The following is a 20,019-nucleotide window of genomic DNA, read 5'->3' on the forward strand; positions in this document are numbered from 1 at the left end:
GAACGAAGTGAGATAGCAAGACTTGTGCCCTTTGGGTACTAAGGCTCCGCCACAAAGCTTGGCGGAGCCAGGTTTGCTAGTAAAGCTGGTTAGGGACGATGGAAGAATTCCACCCACTCGCCTTCTGGACCAAAGATGAAGAAGTAACGATAGCCATTGGGCAGCTCGACGATCCCTTCTTCGACGAAGGCTGCGCCAAGCTTGCTGACGCGCCCGTATTCTTCTTCGAGGTTGTCGACGTGGACGGCAAAGTGGTGTACTTTTCCTTCTGCGGGCAGGTTGTCGTTGTAACCGTGGATGATTTCCAGCTCCGTTTCATCCGTGCCGCCGAACCCTAGAAAAGCGAGCTGGAAGACGCCGTTTGTATGTGTGATTTTCCCTTTCAGCTCAAAGCCTACGATGGTTTGATAGAATTCAATTGCCCTCTCAAAATCTTTTACGACCATACCTACGTGATCGATCCGTTTTTTGGCCATGCGATTACGCCTCCTTCATTGAAAATGAATGTCTACGTCCATTTAAGAGATATAATTCCGAGCTGTCAAGTCTGAATTGGCGGAGGCTGATAGAGGAAGAAGATACCGAAACGAGGAAACTCATGGAATTTTCTGAGTTGCAGTGCTACAATCGTCCTTGTGCTTTTAGATCGAATAGAGAGAAAAGCAACAAAGAAGCATAGGTGGGGATTTATTTGTTTAAGAAAATGACAAGCGCATTGCTGATAACGGCCATGATGAGCCCGATGGCGGCATTTGCGCAAGGGACGGTAACAGGGGCGCCTTTAGCGTCGGGGGCGCCTTTAGCGCCTGCGGCGGTAGCCGTTTTGCAGCCAGCGGACCAGGTATTTACAAACGGTGTCGTGTACACGGTAGACCGCAATCGAAACGTAGAGCAGGCTGTCGCAATTCGCGGCGATCAGATCGTGTACGTCGGCAGCAGCGAAGGCGCGAACAAGTACATTGGCAAAACGACCAAGGTAACAGACCTGCAAGGCAAAATGGTGCTGCCAGGCTTCATCGACAGTCACACACATGCGAGCAAAACGACAGGACTGATTTTTTCCATCGACCTGTTTGACGGTGGGTCCATCGAAGAGTATGTGGCGACCATCAAAGCTTTTATCAAGGAGCATCCGAATGAGCCAACCCTGCAGGGACGCGGTTGGACCAACCCGGTAGCACCTGGCATCGGTCCACGCAAAGAGGTGCTGGATGAAATCGATGTGAAAACGCCAATCGCCCTGACATCCGATGACGGACATTCCCTGTGGGTGAACTCTGCTTCGCTGGCTCTGGCGGGTATCACCAAAGATACGGCGAATCCAGAAGGCGGGATCATCGAGCGCGATCCGAAGACAGGAGAGCCATCTGGAACGCTGCGTGAAAAAGCGATGGATCTCGTCCTGAAAAAAATCGGTGGGTACACGATTGCTCAATATAAATCGGGTATTGAAGAGTATCAGCAGAAGGCAGTAGAGCGCGGTGTCACGACTGTCCGCGACCCGGATATGCTGCGTTATCCGAACGTGCTGGAAGCCTATGAAGAGCTGGCGAAAGAAAACAAGCTGACGATTCGTTTCCGCAATGCGGTTACTGCCAACCCGGATAAAGGACCGGAGCAGATAGCGGATTTCGTAAAAATCAGAGAGCGCGAACAATATCCGCTGTTCCAAGTGAACGCGGTGAAAATCTTCATGGATGGGGTTGTCGAGGGTGCTACCGCCTACCTGGAAAAACCGTACGAGCATAAAGAAACAAACGGTGAGCTGATCTGGAAGGTAGACAATTACAACAAGACCGCCGCAGCTGCGGACAAAGCGGGCTTCCAGCTGCACGTTCACTCGATCGGCGACGCTTCCACTCGCATCGCGCTGGATGGTATGGAGTATGCGGAAAAGCAAAATGGTGCACACGACGCTCGCCATTCCCTCGTGCATCTGCAGCTAGTGAACCCAACGGACATCGAGCGCTTTAAAAAGCTCGGCGCAGTCGGCATCGTGCAGCCGTTCTGGTTCATGCAGGAGGACGGCTACTACGATGAGATCGAAGTACCGTACCTGGGACAAGAGCGTGCGGAAAAAGAATACCCGATGAAGAGCTTTATTAATAAAGGTGTACACATCGCCTCCTCCAGTGACTACATCGTGACCCCTGAATTCAATCCGCTGCACGGTATCCAACAAGGCGTAACGCGGATCGCAGATGGAGAAACTGATCCGAACAAGATCGCCAATCCGGATGAGCGGGCGACACTGGCAGATATGATCGCGAGCTTCACCATCGATGGCGCCTATGCCAATCATGTGGAAGACATCACAGGGTCCCTGGAGCCAGGTAAAAAAGCCGATCTGGTCATCCTGGATCAAAATCTGTTCACGACTCCGGCAAACAAGATCAAGGACGTGCAGGTCTTGCTGACGCTGGTGGAAGGAAAGCCGGTCTATCAGAGCCAAGCGGGCGAAAAAAAATAAGGAAAGACAGACAGGTGACCCCAAGTCGACGAATCGGCTTGCGGGTCATTTTTCTTTTGTAAAGCTTGCACGCAAATCACTTTCCTTCCAAAAGGTTCTTTTACTGGTAAAAATCATGAAGAAATCGCTTTCAAGTATGACATTTGTCATATCCTCGACTTGACGTTTATGACTACAGCAAAAAGTCTGTATTTTCTACAATAATAGTGAAGGTTAAGTAAACAGCGTTTGACTCTTGTCCAGCGCGCGTCAGATCCGAGGAGGCTACCCCATGCATCAAGCGAACATTGCCCATCTGAAGAAAGATGTGGCTCCTTATGAAAAAACGGATACGAGAGCAAGTATTCGTCAAGTGATCAACACGATTGGACCACTGATCTTGCTTTGGTACGCGGCTTATCTTTGCCTGTCTGTTTCGTATTGGCTGACTCTTCCCCTGACGCTTGTCGCTGCCGGGTTTACGGTCCGCACGTTTATCATCTTTCATGATTGCTGCCATCAATCGTTTTTCAAAAGCCGTATGGCCAATGACATTCTTGGAATTATTACGGGTGTTTTGACCCTTTGTCCGTATGAGCAGTGGAAAAACAGCCATGCCATCCACCACGCAACCAGCAGCAACCTCGACAAACGTGGAGTGGGCGATATCTGGATGATGACGGTCGAAGAGTACGTGTCTGCACCGCTGTGGCATCGTATCGCTTACCGTTTGTACCGCCATCCCATCACATTGTTTATTTTCGGACCTACTTTTGTGTTCGTTTTCCAATACCGAGTCAATCGCAAGGGCGCACGCCGTAAAGAGCGTCTCAACACGTATTTGACGTCTGTTTTGATTGCCAGTCTGTACGCACTGATCATCTGGGCCATCGGCTGGCAAGCGTTTCTGATGATTCAAGGTCCGATCTTTTTCTTCTCGGGCTTGATGGGTGTATGGCTGTTCTACGTCCAACATACCTTTGAAGATTCCTACTTTGAAGAAGAAGCCGAGTGGAGCTATGTAAAAGCAGCCGTAGAAGGAAGCTCCTACTACCAGCTGCCAAAGGTTCTGCAATGGATTACGGGAAATATCGGGTTTCATCATGTGCATCATTTAAGTCCAAAGGTTCCCAACTACAACCTGGAGAGAGCGCACAACGAAACCAAGCCGCTCCAGATGGCTACGACAATCACCTTGAAGTCCAGCTTGAAATCACTGCGCTTCCGACTGTGGGATGAAGAGGCGAAAAGATTCATCGGCTTTCAGGAGATTCGCCGTCCAGCTGCTCATGGAGAGCCAATGGCGGAAGCGATCTCCGGACCAAGACCGAGCTTGGAAGGAAAATAACCCTGCCAATCCCCCTTCGTTTCCGCTACACTTAGCGTAAGTGCAAAGAAATAGGTGGGCAAAATATGCAGAAATGGTATCAAATTCTTCATAGAAATACGGGGCTTAGTCCGTATGTCTGGGTGGTCTTTTACATCCTTCCGTTTTATTTCATCTTCAGGTCCTCCTCCACGTACGAAGTGGTGATTGGGATCGTGATGATCTTGATGTTTTTTGTATGCTACGTGCTCTCCTTTTTGTCTAAAGGATGGGCAGTCTACTTCTGGACGAGTTGGCAAATCATTATATCGATTGCGATGACCGTCCTGTTCGGCTACGTGTACTTTTCTCTGTTTCTGGCGTTTTTTATCGGACACATTCAAAACAAGATCGGCTTCTTTACCCTGTACACCATTCATCTGATCAGTACGGTCGTCACGATCAATATGGGCTTCTTATCGAAAAATGCGGAGTTCTTCAACCAGCTGCCCTTTGTCCTCGTCAGTCTCGTGGCTGTGATTTTGCTTCCGGTCACGACCTATAACTGGAACAAGCGGGAGAAGCTGCAAGGTCAGCTGGAGGACGCGAACAAACGGATTTCCGAGCTGGTCAAACTGGAGGAGAGGCAGCGAATCGCTCGCGATCTGCACGATACGCTGGGACAAAAGCTGAGTCTGATCGGGCTGAAAAGCGATCTCGCCTCTAAGCTGATCAGCAAAAATCCGAGCCGAGCGCAGACGGAGCTGGAGGAGATTCGGCAAACGGCGCGAATCGCTCTGAAAGAAGTGCGTGAGATGGTCACGCAGATGCGCGGGACACGGCTGGAGGACGAGGTGTTTCGGGTGCGGCAGATCACGAAGGCCGCCGAGATTGATTTTGTGCTCGAGGGAGACCCAAACCTGCAAAATACCTCGCTGATGACGGAAAACGTCCTCAGCATGTGCCTGAAGGAAGCTGTCACCAACGTAGTGAGGCACAGTGGTGCGACGACTTGCTCTGTCGTAATCGAGCCTTTGCGTACCGATCTTTTGCTGAAGGTGAAAGATAACGGAATCGGCATGGCAGAGGAATGCGCCTACCTGCGCGGAAATGGCTTGCGAGGTATGAAAGAACGTCTCGAATTTGTAAATGGAAGCATGGAGATCGACTCGGCTCAAAATGGCACTACTGTTACGATCAAAGTACCAAACGTCTTCAAACAATCGGAAAAGGGGGCTGGGGTATGATTCGTATCGTCATTGCTGAGGACCAACGGATGCTGCTGGGTGCGCTGGCTTCGCTGCTCGATTTGGAAGAGGATATGAAGGTTGTGGGACGAGCGAGCAACGGCGAGGATGCCGTCAAGCTCGTTCATCTGCACAAGCCGGACATCTGTATCATGGATATCGAAATGCCGATTAAAAGCGGACTGGATGCGGCAGAGGAGCTGAAGGGCTACGGCTGCAAGGTGATGATTCTCACGACCTTTGCCCGCCCTGGCTATTTTGAACGGGCGCTGCGTGCAGGAGCGAACGGCTACTTGCTCAAGGACAGCCCCAGTGAGGAGCTGGCCAGCTCGATCCGCAGCATCATGGCAGGCAGACGGATCTACGCCGCCGAGCTGGTGGACGAAGCGTACGGCCAGGAAAACCCGTTGACGGAGCGGGAAAAGGAAGTGCTGGAGCTGATCGCCGACGGGAAAAACACCAAGGAAATCGCCAGTCAGCTTTTCCTCACAACCGGGACGGTTCGCAACTACATCTCCGTGATTCTCGACAAGCTCGGGGTCAGCAATCGCATCGAGGCGATTACCCATTTTAAAGAAAAAGGCTGGTTTAAATAAAAGGAGCTCGGATCATCCGGCTCCTTTTTTCTTGTATATGGGCCAAAATGATGTGGGGAAGTTCACGGAATGTTCACTTATGAGGGACCCTCCTCCTGTTATAACATGACTAAAAACAAAGAAGAATGATGCATAGGTGACGAACAAAATGTACGCAGATGCAAGGCTGCCTAGAAACGGAAAAGAAGGCATCCTGTTTTTATTGATTATCTCAATCATTTCTGTAAACACGATCGCACCCATTATTGTGGGGCTGGAACGTGGCTTTCGTAAGGAAACGTACTTAGAAACGCTAAAGATTCTTCCGTTTATGTGGGTCATCGCCGTTTTATCCGTACGGTTGATTGCAGGACCGATTGTGGGCAAGCTTTTGCCAAAATTCGTGGGAAAGACAGATGGCTTCAATGCGCGAGTCCTTTTCACGATTTTACTAAATGTAACCGTGTTATCCCTTTGGTTATCGATTATCGGAACCTGGGTGGGGATGAGAGAAATCAGCTTGGCTCCGTTTGAGAAGTTCTTGCATATTTGGCCGAGAAACTTTGGCATCGCTTTATGGATTGAACTGTTGTTGGCACAGCCTATAGCGCGATTTGCCATGAAGAAATTACACGAAAGACAAGCGAGAAAAGCAGGGGGAGCCATTTCGTAGAAAGGATATGTGGAGCCCAAATAAATAAGGCAGCCAGCAAAAGCACTGGCTGTCTTTTCGTTTCTCCCTACTAGATGAGGTTACTGCAAAAGCGGAGATCTTTCTTTATGTTGCTACGACAGAGAGGGTTCGCGGAAGTATTGCAGCGGGTTCTCCTCCGTTGGAAGTACAGCACCAAGCTTACGAAGAACTTCCTCGGCAAATTGGAGATAGTTGGAGCCGGTTGCGGTAATCACGTTTTGATCGATGACCAGCAGCTCGCTTCGTTTGTTTTCCCAATTCATGACATCACGGTACTCAAGGTCTGTAGGCTCCAGTGAGGCTGTATACGTAATCTCCTGTAAAATGCCTGCTGCACCGAGCAAGGAAGGACCGCCGCAAATGGCTGCGAGCAATTTTCCCTGATCATAGAAGGCGCGAATCACTTTGATCAGTTCTTGGCTTTGCAAAAGAGGGTGGGGCGAGCCTCCGGGAATAACCAGTGCTGCGTACTCGTCCACCACGATGTCATTCACAGATAAGGCAGGAAGGTAGCGCATTGTCGATAACCCGGTAACGGCTTCGCCTTCCGATTTGGTCGAAAACGTGACGAGGGTGTAATCCGTCCCTTTAAGCGCTGTTAGGAGAGTAACAATTTCAAATTCTGCGAAGGAATCATAGAGGAACAGCAATATTTTTTTCAACGAGATCACCCTTTGAATGAAGTGGATGCAGCTGTATTTTTTTCGATCAAATCTATTTGATTAGTATATATCGACATTTCTATTTTTTACAATAGTTGGTTTAAGGGTCGTCTGCTATAAAAGAAAAAGGAGGGGTCATCACATGGAACGAAATTGGAGTTTCATACGTAATCCAATTGGGTGCTTTGAAGAAAACAAATTCCCTGGTCCACATCTGAGAAGTGATCACGATTTTTTTCCTGTCTTTTTCAAAGAAGTAACCAGAGCCCTCTTGTTGTAAAAACAGCCATCCCTTTGCTTCAAGTGCGGATTTGAGTCTTTCGGCTGCAAGCCCTTGGCTGGCCTTTGTCCCATACCAAGCATATTCCCCATCGACAGCCAGTAGTTTGACGCGGTCGGTTGGATTTTCTTGTAACGACGAAACGACAGTGGATTTAGGTACAGAATCGAAGGGCAAGGCAGGGTAGAGAAAGGGAGGACGAGCTGCAAAAATACAAATCGCTAGGAAAGGGAGGAGACAAGCAAACGTACCCGCCTTTTTATACATGTGCATGATCTTGCCTCCTTCCTCGTTATTGTGCAAATCGGAACATGTATCTGTTAGGTGTGGAAAACAGTGAGTGATTCACAGATCGGTGGTCACCCGAGCTGGGTGCAGGATGCCGAGTATCCGAGCTGCCCATGCTGTGGCAAACGCATGCGCTTTATCGGTCAGATCGACTGGGCGGATTTTGTTCATCTGGGTGAAGGCATTTTTTATATGTTCGTTTGTCCAGAGGATAATGTGACAGCAACGTTGTATCAGCAAAGCTGAGAAGAGCCCGCGATGAACGTGGACTCTTCTCGTTGCTTGCCTGAACGGGGCCATTCTATTAGACCTCTTGCAGCTGGCGAATCACTTCTGCAACGAATGATTCCGCGGGCAGCAGGCGACCCTTTTCCTGAAGGATACGTCCTTCCTGCATGCGTTTGTCCAGCCAGTCGGTAATCCAGCCTGGGGCATAGCCGCCTTGACGGAATTCACCACCGGTACCGAAAGCGATCATTTTCTCATAATCAGCTACATACTGTTCGCGGCTGGTATCGGGGTATGACTTGGTGTATAGCCAAAACTGCACATCGTACATCAGATACGACAGCTCATCTGCATGAAAAGAAAAATGGCCTTTTTCTTCCACAATTCGTGTGCAGATGCTGCGAATTTTCTGTTCGATCTGGTCCACTTCCGATACGCGAGTGCAAAGCTCCTCGAGCAGGGTGGAAAATTTCCCGTGGGTGACTTTGTATAGGTCCACTTCCTTGTCCTCCGCAGAGGTATCGAATTCTTCTTCGCTCACCAAGCCCATGATGAACGCTTCGAAGTTTTCAGCGAGGAAAGTAATTTCATAATCATCCTCTTGATCGACGTGTATCACTTCAGGTTCACCGTCTCTGCCGCATGCCCGATAATCTAGCATCACTACGTCATGACCTGCTGATGGACAATCGCAGATCACCACGCCAATGTCGGGATACCCCCATTCCTCAATCATGAACCGACTGCCGAGATCCCCGCAGAGGGAATAGCTTTTCTCGCGCCCAACCCCTAGAATGCCTGAAATCGCAATATGATCTTCCGCCCAGGAGGTTGCCTCTTCTGTTGGAAAGCAGGTGTTCTTCGGTATTCCGCCATTTTGCTGCTTCATTAGTGCGAGATAGGACGAGGGCAGCATGTATCCCAGCTCTTCCTCGATAGAGGCGATGACTTCATCAGTGGGTGGGTCGGATTGATAGGACTTCCGCGCGTATTCACTGTCCTCCCAAAAGTCAGCCAGTGACAGTCCTGAAAAGGGAACCTGCTTTGATTCAGACTCTTGGGACTTCGAGGCTGCTGCTTTTTTGGCGGCCATCCGCTGTTCATCCTTTTGCTGTTTTTCCGCCTTTCGCAGGCTCCATTTTAAAAACATTTCGGTATTCGGATCTTCCGCTTCCAGCCTGTCTGCATCACGAAATGCCTGTAAGGCTTCCTCATACCTCCTGAGGTGATAATAAGCAAAGCCTACCCGAAAATGCCACAGTGGATCTTCCTTGCCTCCGTCAGCAATTTTATTCAATTCCCGGAGAGCTTCTTCAAATAGTCCTAAGTTGTTGTACGCTCTGCCGAGTCGGTTGACTGCCTCATAGTCCCGTTCCTCCTCGGAAATGGCTAAGAGCAAGTCCACAATTTCCTGATGCTCGTCTTCTTCGTGCAATTGGCTCAAATGTTCCATAAGCGATTGGTCCATGGCGGCCTCCCAAACGGTTATTTTTCGTTTGAATCGAAAAGGGGCAAGCAGTCTGCTGCAGCCCTGATCATGAACGAATTTACATGGGAATAGCAATTTTCTGGTTAATCGAAAGGGTATGCTTTCCACCAAACATAACGAGTATAGCAAAATAATGGAAATGATACGACCTGATTCCTGACGGTTAATTGTAATTGAAAATCATTATCATGCATAGATGGAGTTTACGAAGGTTGAGGTTCAGCAGGAGGATAGCTTTGGCCGCTTTCAGGGACAGCTCGCCTTCTCTGAATTGCTTCTGCATATTTTCAAGCACCAGAACTTCATCGGCAACGATTCAAAAAATGCGGTAAAGCTCGCAAAAGCCTATCTCTAAGAACATTATGCGGAGGATCTGTCGATCGAGCAGCTTGCCCGAATCGCGCAGGTAAGCCCCAAATATTTCGTCGATCTTTATAAAAAGACGTTTGGCATCAGTGCAATGGATTATCTGGGGGAGGTGCGGCTGAACAAAGCAAAGCAGCTGATGGCGAAATCGCCGACAAAGCTGCGAGACATCGCTCATCAGGTTGGCTATCATGACAGCCGCAAGTTCAAAAAAGAAGGATTGCCTTTTTTGTGAGCTTTATCACAGAAATTTTTACGGCAATATTCTACTATGGCAGCGAAACTGCTATTGTTGATTTCGACGGCGATGGAGCACTGGATTGTCCCTGCAAAAAAGGCTATCCCAATAATGTACGTTTGCCTACGTGACACCTCCCCATGGGTTCATATACTGTAGGGTACCTTTCTGCTCGATCGTAACCATCATGCATGAAGGAGAGGGTAGCCGTGGCAATCGGACAAATGAAGAGAGTAAGCTTGCCTTACCCGACGACCTGGGACATTCAGGCCAGATTTGGAGGGAGACCGACCTCGCAGGGGACGTTGTTTCTTCAAAACGTCATCAACGGCAGGCTGCAAGGTGTTGTGAACTTTCGCGGCACGTTTATTCCCATTCAAGGAATCTGGAACGAAGCGGCCAGACAAATTGCTTTTGAAACCGAATTTGCTTCTTATGTGGGAACCTTGTTCAGCCAGGATGAACAGCTGCTGAACCTGCGCCATTACGTCCTGCAAGGAAATGTTGCGATGAGGTATCCTTCTATTCGTGCGGGAGAGACCGGGACATGGACTGCTGTCACCCACGTCCGGTTGAGCCGCTAGCAGCAGAGGTCTTGTTAAAAAGTTTCTTTAATAAGGCAACGAAGGTGGGAAATATCGTTCGCTTTCCTCACAAAAGAAAAAGGCCGGCTTTCCTGCGTAGAGGGATAGCCGACTTTTGAAAGGCTCTTGGAACTTGCTCTGGATCAGGCAAGTTCTTTTCCTTTTGTCTCAGGCAAAAAGAACAGCACAAGCAGAGCAGCAAGACCAAAAGCGACAGATGTAATGCTAAATGCGACTCCAAGCCCCATAGTATTTGCCAATATACCAATGGTAAAGGGAGCGGAAGCGGCAACGGCTCGACCAAAGTTGTAACAGAAGCCTTGACCTGTTGCCCGAATGGCGGTCGGGAATAGCTCCGCAAGAATAGCGCCAAAACCACTGAAGTACCCAGAACCGAAAAACGCCACCAGAGGTCCAAGCAACAGCAGTTTTTCAGGGTCTTGCGAGAAGCCGTACAGCGGTACAAGGATTGCAGCGAGGGCAAAAAACAGGATGAACGTGATGCGTCTACCAATTTTATCTGCCAGTAGCCCGAAGATGACATAGCCGAGCCATGCCCCGACCTGCATAATGACAATCCAGCTCGTTTGCTTCATCAAATCAAGTCCAGCGCCGCCTTTTGCAACAGGCGTAGCCAAGTAGGTAGGGATCCAGGTGAATAAGCCCCAATATCCAAATTGCGCGCAAATACTTAATGCCGAGCCCAAGATGGTCCAGCGACGAACTTTTTTATCGAACAGCTTACCGACGCTACCGCCTTTTTCCTTGTGGGTCGCTTTTGCATTTTCTTTTTGTTTTTCTACCCAAATATCAGGCTCATCTGTTCCGAGACGGACCCAAATAGCAAACAGAGCAGGAATAATTCCAACGAAGAAAACGCCGCGCCAGCCAAAAGTAGGGAGGACGAGACCACTGATAACAGCGGCTAGACCGTAACCGATCGCCCATGAACCTTGCACCAGGCCCATGGCTTTCCCACGGTGCTTGGCGGGCCAGCTTTCTGTGATGAGAGCGGCACCTGCTACCCATTCACCGCCCATGCCGAGACCGACGATTAAGCGAGCAATCGCCAGTTGTGTGACCGTCTGGGAAAATCCACCCAGCGCTGTGAACAGGGCAAAGACAATCATGCTGATCATCAGCGCAGTCGTTCTTCCTTTTTTATCGGCTATCATCCCGAAGATGAGTCCGCCAAAAGCGGAACTGAGCAGAGTAAGAGAAGCCAACAATCCTGCGGTCGTTTGTGTCATTTGCAGGTCGGCCATAATGTATACAATGATCATGGCATATAAAGTCACGTCCATCGCATCCAGCATCCAACCGGTGCTTGCGGCTACTAGGGTTTTCCATTGTTTGGAGTTGATTTCCCGGTACCAGGGAATTGGACGGGAAGAAGTTTTCATTTGCGGGACTTTTTCCATTTACTTACCTCTCTTCTCTTTAATGTTCTATTTTTATAAGGAAAGTAGCTCTGCGGGGACATCACAGGCCATTTTTTTAATTTCCTCTTCCTTTAATCCATGATCAAATAGCAATTGGATAAATTGGGAATAGCCTTCGGTTGGAGTCGGATGGTTGACTTGTCCAAAGTCTGTCTGCAGAACACACCGATCGAAACCGAGCAACTTCATACCGTGGATGAGTTCGGCAGGCTGGATGGACTGCCAGCTAGGCATCAGCGTCAACATCGACTTCTCTACGAATGCCCCCATCTTTACCAGTTCTAGCTGAAGCGAGAGGTCCATTTTATTAATCTTCAGGTCCGGATGGGCGACAAGGATCTTTTCAAGTCCGCGTTCTGAAGCGATCTTGACCAGTGCCTTCGTTTCCAGTGGAGAAAGGTGTCCGGTCGCGAGGACAGCATCGGAGCCTTTGATCAAATCGACGATCTCATATACGACAGGCAGAACTTGTCCGTCATTACCAAAAATCGTGATTCCTTTTTGCGGCAGAAGCCTAATGGTGGATTTTTGCTCCTTGTAATCGCTCTTGCCTCCGTAGTAATCTAGGTGGTGCTTGGCGGAGCCAGTAGGCATCCAAATGATTTTGGCGCCTTGCTGGATTGCTATATCTACCGCATAAGGGTTCAGCCCTCCGACGTATTCGTTTAGCACGAGAGAGCCATACACTTCTATCCCTTTAACAAATTTGGTTACGATCTTGGCTCTGGAGACGGTAGATTCCTCGTGCGCTTTTAGAACGATAGCCCGCATACCGGCTGCCAGAGCTTGCTCAGCCAACTCAAAATCGTCAACAGAACGCGGGAAAATGCTTGGACTGGAATGAACGTGAATATCGATTGCATTTTTGATCCCTAACATGCTTTTCTTTCACTCCTAGATGAATGGTGTATGATCGTTCGTTGAAATTAGAGCTTTAACGAGCGGATGTCTGGTTTCCCGCTGGCATCGCTGGGAAGTGTGATCTCTACTGTTGGATTCGTCAGTGCTTTGACCATGGTTCCGGTTTGCTCACGAATTATTTTGATGATTCCGTCATGTCCGGTTACGACGATATCTGCCCACTCCTTGATCATCTGGATGCTTTTTGTGCTTTCGCCATCGTCCCAGGTCATGGCTGCTTTTTCTGTCATCAACTCGTATCTGTTTTTGATTGCGTCTGATGCCAGGACCCATTTTTCGTGATTATACTCAAAAAACAGGGAGCACAGTCCAGGCGTATGTCCCGGGGTGAGTCGCCAATGGATTCCTTCTACTTCTCCCGCGCTACCAGTAAGAAGCGTGAGCCGTCCACTTTCTGCGAGAGCTTGGTACATTTCTACCGGGACGGCTAGATCGGTCCTTCCATTCATTCGGATGTGCTCGACTTCATTTTCATGCATATAAAATTGAGCATTTTCAAAAAGGGGGTAATTGACTGCGTGATCAAAATGAAAGTGACTTATAAAAACGCTTCCAATTTGTTCGTTGGCGACTTGCAGTGCATCCAGCCTAGAGAGTAATGAATATCTTTCATTAAATCCAGCGGTATCAAACAAGATCGCTTTCGAGTGATTCGGTCGGATCAATGCGCAGCTGCTCCACCCTAAAAAGCCTCTGCTTGATTTACCAGGGAAGCCTTCGTATAAAATATCTACTTGCATGAGGACTCCTTTCTAAAAATAGAATGAAAAGAAAAATTGTAATACAAATTTGTGTTACAAATACAGCGTTCTATTGTGTGAAATAGAAAAAACTTGTACAATTACTCATATAGAATACAAAAGGTCGAGGAATTTGTCTACTTTTAATTGATGATTTCTCGATAGTTATAATACAAATTTATTGTAATGAGTGAGCTCCGTGATTTTTTTAAAACCTGTTCTCACGGAAGCATCGCATGAACCGCATAGAAAAAAAACGCGGAGGATACATATGGATAAAAAAGAAAAAATATCGCAAAAAATTTCGCGTGAGCTACTGACGATGATTGAGGAAGGTAAGTTTCCCCCAGGCTCTAAGCTGCCGACAGAAATGGAGTTAAGTGCCAGGTTCGGGGTTAGCAGAGTGCCAATCCGCGAAGCACTCAGTGTGTTGAAAGCGATGGGAATCATTACTTCGCAGCAAGGTGGGGGGAGTTATGTAGAAGATATCCAACCTTTCTCTTTGATTCAGCATCTCAACATGCACGGTGGAAATGCGGAGCATATCCGGTATCTATTTGAGATGAGACAAATTTTAGAACCTCAGGCTGCCTATCTAGCAGCATTGCGACGTTCACCCGAGGATTTGGCGGAAATGCACAAAGTATTAAAGCTCTTAGAGGACGATCTCTCTACTGAGGACAAGACTGGCGTTGAATCGGACTTTGCGTTTCACCGCGCCTTGATCCAGGCGACGCACAATCCAGTGATGATTCAAACGATGGAAAGCTTGTCTTCTCTTTACATGAGTACACTTGCGATTACGCTCAAGCAAAATATCGGGCTGAAGCGGAAACGAGAGATCGTCTACAAGGAGCACCAAAATATTGTGCTCGCGATCGAAGCGGAGGAGCCGGAGCTGGCCAAAGTGCAATGCTCCATACATTTAAAAAATGCTGAGAAGAAGCTGTTCTTGTTATTTAACGATGATGAAGGAATGGATTGAGGAACTGCCCGCGACCAGAAGTATATCGTTATCAGGTTGACGGTGAATTAGTGTTTGAATCAGTAAAAATGCAGAGGTCTGTTTGACAGTTGAAGAGATGCAACGGCAGTCTGGATGGCTAGGTAGCACGCCTCCTGTGCTGCCGTTTTTTTAGTTTCCAGAACGGAACGAAATTTGTAATACAAATAACGTGATTTTTCTTGCCAAACACACCTGTGAATATTATTATTGTTTTGTAAAATTGCAATTTATAAAGGTGAATTCTCGTTTGGCGAACTTATTGTTTTAATAGTTGTAATGCAAATAAACTGTTTTTAACCAAAACGGTTAAAGAAAGAAGGGAAAATATGCGAAGAAAGGTATTGACTGCCGAACATCTGACCCAGATCCAAGCGATCGTAGCCACTGGCAGGGTACTGACGGATGAGAGCGACCTTTTCAGCTATTCTTTTGACGGTTCGTTTGGAACATATTTGCCGGATGCTGTCGTTCAGACGAAAAGCGTCGATGAGCTGGCTGCTCTTGTGAAGCTCGCGAACCGCGAAAAGATCCCTGTCTATCCGCGAGGGCAATCGACAAGTTTAAGCGGTGGACCGCTTCCAGTTAAAGGCGGAATGGTCTTCGATTTATCCGTCATGAATGATGTCTTAGAAGTATACGAGGAGGATCTCGTCGCCGTCGTCTCACCCGGTGTGCTGACGGCAGCGATTCACAAAGCGGCAGAACAGCGAGGACTCATGTACCCGCCTGATCCAAGCAGTTCCCACGTCTCGACGATCGGAGGAAACTTGGCGGAAAATTCAGGTGGTCCCAAGGGCTTGAAATATGGCGTGACAAAGGATTATGTCATCGGGCTTGAAGTCATCACACCCGAAGGAGAGATCATTCAAACAGGCGGACGAACCGTAAAGAATGTGACCGGTTATGACCTGACCAAACTGATCGTAGGGTCGGAGGGAACGCTCGGCATCATTACAAAAGCAATATTGCGTCTAATCCCCAAGCCACAGCAAACCGCGACGATGATGGCAATCTTTGATTCCCTTGTTGATGCGGGAAGTGCAATCTCCAAAATTCTATCGTCAGGAATCTTGCCTTCCAAAATGGAGCTGATGGACCAGGCGTCGATCGTCGCCGTCGAGCAGTACGAACCACTGGGTCTTCCGACAGATGCTGCTGCTCTCATCTTGATTGAAATGGATGGGCACCCCCTTGCCCTAAAGGCAGAAACGGAACAGGCAGCTGCCTTGTGCCAAGCTGTCGGGGCGAGAGAAGTGCGAATCGCCAAGGATAAAAAAGAAGAAGCAGAACTGTGGAAAGCGCGAAAGCTCGTTTCTCCCGCGATTGTAAGAATCAAGCCAACGAAGATTTCAGAGGATGCGACGGTACCACGAAGCAAAATTCCGCAAATGTGTGAGCGTTTGCAAGAAATTCGCGAAACGTACAAAATCCATCTCGTTGTTTTCGGGCATGCTGGGGACGGTAATCTTCACCCGAACATCATCTGTGACAAGACGGATGAGGAAGAAATGCGGCGAGTGGAGCAGGCTGTTACAGCGATATTCAAAGCAGCCATCGAGCTGGGAGGAACTCTCTCCGGTGAACACGGCATTGGCACGATGAAGGCTCCTTTTATGGAGATGGAGCTTGGCGCAGCTGGCCTGGATATGATGAGGCGGATCAAGCATGCGTGGGACCCTAATGAGATCATGAACCCTGGAAAGATTTTTCCAGTTCCGGGACAAAAATTGGAGTTGAGTTAGGGTGGATTCGACACAAAAGCAATTGCGAGAAGAGCTTCTATACGATAAAACCAACAATTGTGTCCAGTGTGGCTACTGTTTGCCTGTTTGTCCGACATACGTGGCCTTCGGCAAAGAGACACATTCCCCTCGCGGCAGGATTAACCTCGTCAAAATGGTAGGAGAAGGCAGGATTACGAATTTGTCCGTTTTGGAAGAGCCTTTTGATTATTGCTTGGGGTGCCGCGCATGTGAAACAGCTTGTCCGACTGGGGTGGAATACGGTGCGATTCTGGAGGCGACGCGGGCTGCTATCGTAAGACGGAAACGATTTACGGTACCTGTTCGCATACTTCGCAAGTCGATGCTGAAAAAGGTGTTTCCAAGTCGAAAGATGATGAATCTGACGGGAGACGCTATGTGGCTGTATGAGAAAAGTGGACTGAAAAAGGCACTGCGTACGTCCGGGATTACGAAAGCGCTCCCTTTTCATCTGGGAGCTTTCGAGTCGATCGTACCTCCGCCTGTGTCGCCAGCTGAGCGGAAGAGAGCGCCCGGGGAAGTAAAGGCAAGGAGAGCGAAGCAATTCACCATCGCCTTTTTTACCGGTTGCATCATGGATGCCATGTTTCATCGTATCAATCAGTTATCGATTCGTTTGCTGTCAGAGGCAGGCTGTGATGTCATCGTCGTGCAAAATCAAACCTGCTGCGGAGCGCTTCATGCCCACTCCGGAGAAATGGAAGAAGCCAAGGAGCTTGCCAAGCGAAATATTGAAGCATTTGAGAAAGTCAATGCGGATTATATCGTGAACAATGCGGGTGGATGCGGAGCTATGAAGGTCGAATACGGTCATTTGCTAGCTTCTGAGGAGGAGTGGGCAGAGCGGGCAAAAGCTTTTTCCGCCAAATCCAAAGACATTAGCCAGATCCTGGCCTTGTGCGATTTACCGCCTTTCAATCCGCGAGAGGAAAGAGTCACCTACCAACGCTCCTGCCATATGACCAATGTGCAAAAGGTGTCAAAGGAACCAATCGACCTCTTGAAGCGTGTACCGGGCATACAGTTTGTCGAGATGGACCAGGCAGAGATGTGCTGTGGCTCCGCTGGTATCTACAACATTGTGCATTACGATGCTTCGATGCAGATTTTGGATGAAAAAATGCAGCATGCAAAGGCAACTGATGCAGCGATCATCATTACGACAAACCCTGGCTGCTTGCTGCAAATGAAGCTCGGAGTCGAACGCGAAGGATTGAGCCAATCGGTTCGCGTTCTCCACCTGATCGAGTATCTTGCTGAGGCAGCTGGCATTTCGGTACCAGACGAAAACTGACAATCAAACATACGCCAAAGATGTGGGGGAGAATACATGTACGACTTTGCAGTGGTTGGGGGAGGAATTGTCGGTCTTTCTACGGGAATGGCCCTGTATCGACAATATCCGAATGCGAAAGTGGTAGTGATTGAAAAAGAAGTGGCTGTAGCAGAGCACCAGACTGGTCATAACAGCGGAGTGATTCACTCTGGCATTTACTACAAGCCAGGCAGCTTTAAAGCGCGATTTGCCAGACAAGGCAGCAAATCCATGACGGAATTTTGTCAGGTGCATGGAATCGATCATGATATATGCGGAAAGGTGATTGTGGCGACGAAGCCCGAGGAGCTGCCGCTGCTCGATAACTTATATACTCGCGGCTTGCAAAATGAGCTGGCGATTCAAAAGATTACTGCAGAGGAACTAAAAGAAATCGAGCCGCACGTCAAAGGCTTGGGGGCTATCCGCGTACCCATGGCGGGAATCGTGAATTACAGACAGGTGAGTGAGAAGTTTGCTGAAATCATCCGCGGACATGGCGGGGAAATTCGTCTGGGGACGAAAGTGGAGAATATCCGGGAGGAAGCGGATGCGGTAACGATAGAGACCAACCGAGGCACAGTGAAGGCGCGGATGGCGATAAACTGTGCCGGACTGCATAGTGACCGGGTAGCGACCGCCGCCGGCTATCAAACAGACATGAAAATCGTACCGTTCCGTGGGGAATACTACAAGCTCAAACCAGAAAAGCGGTACCTCGTAAAGCATCTGATTTATCCGGTGCCGAATCCGAAATTTCCGTTTCTCGGAGTTCATTTTACTCGCATGATCAGCGGAGAAGTGGACGCGGGACCAAACGCTGTGCTCAGCTTCAAGCGGGAAGGCTACCGGAAAACGGACATCAATCTGGCGGATCTTGCTGAGGTACTCACCTACGGAGGCTTCTGGAAGCTGGCCAGCAAATTTATGAAGGAAGGGATGGAAGAATATTATCGTTCCTTCAGTAAAGCGCGCTTCACAGCCAGTCTGCAAGAGCTGATTCCCGAGATTCGAGAAGACGATCTGATCCCGGCACCGGCAGGGGTACGGGCCCAGGCGTTGAAGAGCGATGGCAATATGGTGGATGACTTTCACATTATATTAGGAAAACGTACGGTCCATGTGTGCAATGCGCCTTCTCCGGCTGCTACTGCTTCGATCGAGATCGGTAAAGAAATCGTCAGCCGCATCCCGGAGCAGTCCCATTTGCTCGCAGCTGTCTTATAAAAGGGACATGCAAAAAAACATCTTAGGGAGCTGCTGAAAAAGCCCTTAAATAGAGTAAAGAAGCTGGGGAAATGTTCGTTTTTCTTCAGCTTTTTTGATCCTATTAGGTCTAGAAAATGGACTTGCGACTTGTTGCATAGAAAATTTCCTTTTCATGATGGTGAAAGCAAGCAATTGGGTAAATTAGCAAAGAGTGCATAGCGGAAGGGAGATGAAAACGTGAAACCGATGACAGAGCAGCATGTCACCTTGCACGGCTTCAACAATTTGACCAAGTCTCTGAGCTTTAATATGTACGACATTTGTTATACGAAAACGAGAGAAGAGCGGGAAGCGTACCTCGAGTACATAGACGAGCAGTACAATGCTGACCGTCTCACCCATATTCTAAAGACCGTTTCGGATATCATTGGTGCTCACGTCTTGAATATTGCCAAGCAGGATTATGTCCCACAGGGAGCAAGTGTCACCTTTCTCGTCTCGGAGGGGCCGGTCGTGGAGGTCCCAACCGAGTCGTACGAAGAATCGCCGGGACCTTTGCCCGACTCGGTAGTCATGCAGCTGGATAAAAGCCATATCACCGTCCATACGTATCCGGAATACCATCCCGATGAAGAAATCAGTACGTTTCGCGCGGATATCGACGTGTCGACCTGTGGAGAGATTTCTCCGCTAAAAGCCCTCAATTACTTGATCCATTCATTCGAGACCGACACGATGACCATTGATTACCGAGTCCGTGGCTTCACTCGTGATATCGATGGCAACAAGCTGTTCATAGACCATGATATCAGCTCCATCCAAAATTACATCCCGGATGAAGTCATCGAGCTGTACGACATGATCGATGTGAACGTCTACCAGGAAAATATTTTTCACACCAAATGCAAGCTGAAACGCTTTGATTTAAATAATTACCTGTTCGGCTATACCAAGGACAAGCTGTCGCCCGAGGAGCAGCGGGAAATCACAGAGCGGCTGCACAACGAGATGGACGAAATTTATTACGGGAAAAATATTATCCGGTAGCGAAAGCAAGCCAAAAGGAGCTGGAGGGATTCCGGCTCCTTTTCCTATGCGGAAACTCAAAAACCTCTTTGCAGAGGAAAAAAAGTTGGCTGAGGAAAGAGGAGAAAAATCGAAGTGAGGACGAGCAGAAGGTGCTTATTCGTATGTGCAACATTATGAAAGCGAATACA

General features: G+C 48.6%; 19 protein-coding genes and 1 pseudogene. 13 read left to right on the forward strand and 7 right to left on the reverse strand.

Annotated features, from left to right (window positions below):
* Positions 1-89 precede the first annotated feature (89 nt).
* Positions 90-476, reverse strand: a complete 387-nt coding sequence (locus EDM55_RS24440) for a VOC family protein (protein WP_092267244.1) — start codon at positions 474-476, stop codon at positions 90-92.
* Between the two features lie 227 nt (positions 477-703).
* On the opposite strand from EDM55_RS24440, the gene EDM55_RS24445 reads away from it, so the two are divergent.
* From EDM55_RS24445 to EDM55_RS24465, 5 genes are all read left to right on the forward strand, one after another.
* On the forward strand, positions 704-2,470 hold the full coding sequence (locus EDM55_RS24445; RefSeq protein WP_373863268.1) for an amidohydrolase: 1,767 nt from the start codon (positions 704-706) through the stop codon (positions 2,468-2,470).
* A gap of 271 nt (positions 2,471-2,741) precedes the next feature.
* The gene (desA, locus tag EDM55_RS24450) at positions 2,742-3,797 is read left to right on the forward strand and encodes a Delta(5) desaturase DesA (RefSeq protein WP_122961598.1); all 1,056 of its coding nucleotides are present in this window, start codon (positions 2,742-2,744) and stop codon (positions 3,795-3,797) included.
* 65 nt (positions 3,798-3,862) lie between these two features.
* The gene (locus tag EDM55_RS24455) at positions 3,863-5,002 is read left to right on the forward strand and encodes a sensor histidine kinase (protein WP_122961599.1); all 1,140 of its coding nucleotides are present in this window, start codon (positions 3,863-3,865) and stop codon (positions 5,000-5,002) included.
* Positions 4,999-5,598: a response regulator transcription factor gene (locus EDM55_RS24460; protein ID WP_122961600.1), complete on the forward strand. Its 600-nt coding sequence runs from the start codon at positions 4,999-5,001 to the stop codon at positions 5,596-5,598. Before EDM55_RS24455 ends, EDM55_RS24460 begins: the two co-directional genes overlap by 4 nt.
* A 148-nt stretch (positions 5,599-5,746) precedes the next feature.
* Positions 5,747-6,250, forward strand: a complete 504-nt coding sequence (locus tag EDM55_RS24465) for a DUF2798 domain-containing protein (RefSeq protein WP_122961601.1) — start codon at positions 5,747-5,749, stop codon at positions 6,248-6,250.
* A 113-nt stretch (positions 6,251-6,363) separates the two neighbouring features.
* Here the strand turns inward: EDM55_RS24465 and EDM55_RS24470 are convergent, their stop codons facing one another.
* Positions 6,364-6,933 carry a DJ-1/PfpI family protein gene (locus EDM55_RS24470; RefSeq protein ID WP_170184325.1) on the reverse strand — a complete coding sequence of 190 codons (570 nt, stop codon included), beginning with the start codon at positions 6,931-6,933 and terminating at the stop codon, positions 6,364-6,366.
* A gap of 100 nt (positions 6,934-7,033) precedes the next feature.
* Positions 7,034-7,486, reverse strand: a complete 453-nt coding sequence (locus tag EDM55_RS24475) for a hypothetical protein (RefSeq protein ID WP_122961603.1) — start codon at positions 7,484-7,486, stop codon at positions 7,034-7,036.
* Between the two features lie 63 nt (positions 7,487-7,549).
* Here EDM55_RS24475 and EDM55_RS24480 point away from each other — a divergent pair, with 63 nt between their 5' ends.
* Positions 7,550-7,747 carry a DUF1963 domain-containing protein gene (locus EDM55_RS24480; protein ID WP_246070836.1) on the forward strand — a complete coding sequence of 66 codons (198 nt, stop codon included), beginning with the start codon at positions 7,550-7,552 and terminating at the stop codon, positions 7,745-7,747.
* Positions 7,748-7,805: 58 nt separating this feature from the next.
* On the opposite strand, the gene EDM55_RS24485 is transcribed toward EDM55_RS24480, so the two are convergent.
* The gene (locus tag EDM55_RS24485; protein ID WP_122961604.1) at positions 7,806-9,197 is read right to left on the reverse strand and encodes an SMI1/KNR4 family protein; all 1,392 of its coding nucleotides are present in this window, start codon (positions 9,195-9,197) and stop codon (positions 7,806-7,808) included.
* 388 nt (positions 9,198-9,585) lie between these two features.
* Here EDM55_RS24485 and EDM55_RS31500 point away from each other — a divergent pair.
* Positions 9,586-9,819: pseudogene (locus tag EDM55_RS31500) on the forward strand (helix-turn-helix transcriptional regulator); the annotation flags it as partial.
* A gap of 212 nt (positions 9,820-10,031) precedes the next feature.
* Positions 10,032-10,406, forward strand: a complete 375-nt coding sequence (locus EDM55_RS24495; protein ID WP_122961605.1) for a hypothetical protein — start codon at positions 10,032-10,034, stop codon at positions 10,404-10,406.
* 143 nt (positions 10,407-10,549) lie between these two features.
* Here EDM55_RS24495 and EDM55_RS24500 read toward each other — a convergent pair whose 3' ends face one another.
* The 3 genes from EDM55_RS24500 to EDM55_RS24510 are packed head-to-tail and all read right to left on the reverse strand — an operon-like array spanning position 10,550 to position 13,509.
* The gene (locus EDM55_RS24500) at positions 10,550-11,827 is read right to left on the reverse strand and encodes an MFS transporter (protein ID WP_122961606.1); all 1,278 of its coding nucleotides are present in this window, start codon (positions 11,825-11,827) and stop codon (positions 10,550-10,552) included.
* 33 nt (positions 11,828-11,860) lie between these two features.
* The gene (locus EDM55_RS24505) at positions 11,861-12,727 is read right to left on the reverse strand and encodes a DUF6282 family protein (protein ID WP_092267229.1); all 867 of its coding nucleotides are present in this window, start codon (positions 12,725-12,727) and stop codon (positions 11,861-11,863) included.
* A 47-nt stretch (positions 12,728-12,774) separates the two neighbouring features.
* Complete coding sequence (locus EDM55_RS24510; RefSeq protein ID WP_122961607.1) at positions 12,775-13,509, reverse strand: MBL fold metallo-hydrolase; 735 nt, start codon at positions 13,507-13,509, stop codon at positions 12,775-12,777.
* Between the two features lie 271 nt (positions 13,510-13,780).
* Between EDM55_RS24510 and EDM55_RS24515 the strand changes: the two genes are divergently transcribed.
* The 5 genes from EDM55_RS24515 (at position 13,781) to speD (ending at position 19,849) form a co-directional block, all read left to right on the forward strand.
* Positions 13,781-14,494: a FadR/GntR family transcriptional regulator gene (locus EDM55_RS24515; RefSeq protein ID WP_092267226.1), complete on the forward strand. Its 714-nt coding sequence runs from the start codon at positions 13,781-13,783 to the stop codon at positions 14,492-14,494.
* Positions 14,495-14,841: 347 nt separating this feature from the next.
* Positions 14,842-16,257 carry an FAD-binding oxidoreductase gene (locus EDM55_RS24520; protein WP_092267224.1) on the forward strand — a complete coding sequence of 472 codons (1,416 nt, stop codon included), beginning with the start codon at positions 14,842-14,844 and terminating at the stop codon, positions 16,255-16,257.
* Between the two features lies 1 nt (position 16,258).
* Entirely contained in the window at positions 16,259-17,572 is a 1,314-nt protein-coding gene (locus EDM55_RS24525; RefSeq protein WP_246070835.1) for a (Fe-S)-binding protein, read from the forward strand.
* Between the two features lie 36 nt (positions 17,573-17,608).
* Positions 17,609-18,820 carry an L-2-hydroxyglutarate dehydrogenase gene (gene lhgD / locus EDM55_RS24530; protein WP_092267223.1) on the forward strand — a complete coding sequence of 404 codons (1,212 nt, stop codon included), beginning with the start codon at positions 17,609-17,611 and terminating at the stop codon, positions 18,818-18,820.
* A gap of 228 nt (positions 18,821-19,048) precedes the next feature.
* Positions 19,049-19,849: an adenosylmethionine decarboxylase gene (speD, locus tag EDM55_RS24535; RefSeq protein ID WP_342769224.1), complete on the forward strand. Its 801-nt coding sequence runs from the start codon at positions 19,049-19,051 to the stop codon at positions 19,847-19,849.
* Positions 19,850-20,019: the final 170 nt, after the last annotated feature.

The organism is Brevibacillus centrosporus (genome assembly GCF_003710815.1).
Classification (GTDB): Bacteria; Bacillota; Bacilli; order Brevibacillales; family Brevibacillaceae; genus Brevibacillus; species Brevibacillus centrosporus.

Bases quoted from the DNA above. Each gene is read 5' to 3' on its own strand.
- EDM55_RS24510 (WP_122961607.1), bottom strand. From the start codon at position 13,509: ATGCAAGTAGATATTTTATACGAAGGCTTCCCTGGTAAATCAAGCAGA.
- desA (WP_122961598.1), top strand. From the start codon at position 2,742: ATGCATCAAGCGAACATTGCCCATCTGAAGAAAGATGTGGCTCCTTAT.
- EDM55_RS24520 (WP_092267224.1), top strand. From the start codon at position 14,842: ATGCGAAGAAAGGTATTGACTGCCGAACATCTGACCCAGATCCAAGCG.
- EDM55_RS24455 (WP_122961599.1), top strand. From the start codon at position 3,863: ATGCAGAAATGGTATCAAATTCTTCATAGAAATACGGGGCTTAGTCCG.
- EDM55_RS24485 (WP_122961604.1), bottom strand. From the start codon at position 9,197: ATGGACCAATCGCTTATGGAACATTTGAGCCAATTGCACGAAGAAGAC.
- EDM55_RS24445 (WP_373863268.1), top strand. From the start codon at position 704: ATGACAAGCGCATTGCTGATAACGGCCATGATGAGCCCGATGGCGGCA.
- EDM55_RS24475 (WP_122961603.1), bottom strand. From the start codon at position 7,486: ATGCACATGTATAAAAAGGCGGGTACGTTTGCTTGTCTCCTCCCTTTC.
- EDM55_RS24440 (WP_092267244.1), bottom strand. From the start codon at position 476: ATGGCCAAAAAACGGATCGATCACGTAGGTATGGTCGTAAAAGATTTT.
- lhgD (WP_092267223.1), top strand. From the start codon at position 17,609: ATGTACGACTTTGCAGTGGTTGGGGGAGGAATTGTCGGTCTTTCTACG.
- EDM55_RS24460 (WP_122961600.1), top strand. From the start codon at position 4,999: ATGATTCGTATCGTCATTGCTGAGGACCAACGGATGCTGCTGGGTGCG.
- speD (WP_342769224.1), top strand. From the start codon at position 19,049: ATGACAGAGCAGCATGTCACCTTGCACGGCTTCAACAATTTGACCAAG.
- EDM55_RS24515 (WP_092267226.1), top strand. From the start codon at position 13,781: ATGGATAAAAAAGAAAAAATATCGCAAAAAATTTCGCGTGAGCTACTG.
- EDM55_RS24500 (WP_122961606.1), bottom strand. From the start codon at position 11,827: ATGGAAAAAGTCCCGCAAATGAAAACTTCTTCCCGTCCAATTCCCTGG.
- EDM55_RS24465 (WP_122961601.1), top strand. From the start codon at position 5,747: ATGTACGCAGATGCAAGGCTGCCTAGAAACGGAAAAGAAGGCATCCTG.
- EDM55_RS24505 (WP_092267229.1), bottom strand. From the start codon at position 12,727: ATGTTAGGGATCAAAAATGCAATCGATATTCACGTTCATTCCAGTCCA.